Source organism: Oleiphilus sp. HI0128 (genome assembly GCF_001635365.1).
Genome location: NZ_LWGG01000137.1, coordinates 1 through 1,341 on the forward strand (window position 1 = coordinate 1; position 1,341 = coordinate 1,341).

Annotated in this window: 3 protein-coding genes; all 3 read left to right on the forward strand. The window is 43.0% G+C overall.

From position 1 onward, the window contains the following. The first annotated feature begins 466 nt into the window (after window positions 1-466). A complete protein-coding gene (locus tag A3763_RS01800) occupies window positions 467-712 on the forward strand; it encodes a type II toxin-antitoxin system Phd/YefM family antitoxin (RefSeq protein WP_068450878.1) in 246 nt (81 codons plus the stop codon). A 1-nt stretch (window position 713) separates the two neighbouring features. Continuing rightward, complete coding sequence (locus A3763_RS01805; RefSeq protein ID WP_068633530.1) at window positions 714-1,136, forward strand: type II toxin-antitoxin system VapC family toxin; 423 nt, start codon at window positions 714-716, stop codon at window positions 1,134-1,136. Window positions 1,137-1,153: 17 nt separating this feature from the next. Then, on the forward strand, window positions 1,154-1,341 hold a 188-nt coding region (locus A3763_RS01810; protein WP_156494822.1), incomplete at its 3' end, for a hypothetical protein.

The window sequence follows — 1,341 nt, forward strand, 5'->3', positions numbered from 1 at the left end:
GTAAACACATCGCCTTTAGATATATCCGCATTGCTTTCCTGACCGTCGCCTCCACCGCCACCACAAGCAGATAGGCTCAGAACACAAAGTAAAGTCAAGAGTAGTTTAATAAAGGATGGCATGCCTAGCTCCAATTATTTATTGTTATTTCCCTAGAGAGAGTCTGTTTGTTACGCCTATTCTAATATGAGCACTTTATGAACAGCAATTAATTATTCAGCAATGAAACTCTTTTGGTTGGTGTTGGCCAGGGCCTGACTCTCCTGTCGAAGTTATTTCGAATCAGGGACTAAAAGAGCCTATTCAAGCGGCTCCACAAGGTCTGCTATCCGAACAAAGCCAATGGAAGCAGGTGCTATATCATATCGCTAAATCCAACCCAAATGTAGCAACATAGAAACAATTGTAGACGATCACTAAACGCATGTAGTAACATTTATACATAAGATTGTTTTGGAGGTGAGCTATGTCTACATTAACCAGTCGAGAGTTTAATCAAGATACAGGCCGAGCCAAGAAAGAGGCGCTGTCTGGACCTGTGTATATTACCGATCGAGGGAAACCGTCTCACGTACTCTTATCTTATGAAGAGTACAAAGCTATGACGGAGAAGAAGGCGACGATTGGTGAGCTGCTTTCTATGGATGGGGTAGAGGATATCGAATTTACTCCGGGCCAAGTCACCGACAAAGCTGCAGCAGCAGAGTTTTAGTATGTATTTATTAGACACTAATGTTGTCTCTGAACTCAGAAAAGTAAAAAGCGGTAAAGCTGATAGCAATGTAGAGGAATGGTCAGCCCAAGTTGAAGCTGAATTGCTTTATGTTTCATCAATCGTCATTCATGAAATAGAGCTCGGGATTCTACGGGCTGAAAGATCTGATGCTGCGAAAGGTAAGATTCTCCGGAAATGGATGAGCGACCACGTTTTGCCAACTTTTGAGGGACGTATATTACCAGTCGATAAGGAAGTCGTTTTGGTTAGCGCCAAGTATCATGTACCAGACCCAAAGCCATATAGAGATACGTTTATTGCTGCAACAGCCGCTGTTCAAGATATGACAATCGTAACGCGCAACGTATCAGATTTTAATCTGGACAACCTCAAAATATTCAACCCTTGGGAACAGAGTTAAACCTGGCGAGTATTTTTATGGCTGAATTATCACAAGAGGTATTACAGGAGTTTTCTGATCGAGTAGCAGAAATATGCGAGCAAATGGAGCTCGAGCCTGACCAAATGCTCGAAGCTATCGGCAGCACGTTCATTGGCGCTGTTATGAGCTTTGGAAAAACAAGCTATCAAGTAGAAATATCCGGAGTCGCAAGTGCCGCTGTGGA